The organism is Streptomyces sp. NRRL F-525 (genome assembly GCF_000716605.1).
Taxonomy (GTDB): Bacteria; Actinomycetota; Actinomycetes; order Streptomycetales; family Streptomycetaceae; genus Streptomyces.
Map to the genome: position 1 here is coordinate 1 of NZ_JNXE01000212.1, position 300 is coordinate 300.

The window sequence follows — 300 nt, forward strand, 5'->3', positions numbered from 1 at the left end:
GCGCGGTTGTGAGGACGTCACGTTCGTGGTCACCGGCGAGGACGGGCGCGCCGAGGAAGACCTGGCATGCGCCCAGTACATCGCGGGGAGAGTCACCGGGTCGGGGGCGGACGCGACCGCGTTCGTGCGCCGCGCCGCGGAGTCGCGCGCCGCCACGGAACTGACGGACGGCATCCGCGAAGGAGCCCACCAGGACGACGTCGCCCTCTGCCTCGAAGTCGACCGCTTCCCCTTCGCCATGGTCGCGACCCTGGAGGACTCGCTGATGATCCTCCGTCCGTGCGGCGTACCGGCGTAGGC

The 300-nt window shown here is 71.7% G+C and carries 1 pseudogene; it reads left to right on the top strand.

Annotation, left to right across the window (positions count from 1 at the left end):
* Positions 1-298, top strand: a pseudogene (locus tag OO69_RS48575) (2-phosphosulfolactate phosphatase); the annotation flags it as partial.
* Positions 299-300: the final 2 nt, after the last annotated feature.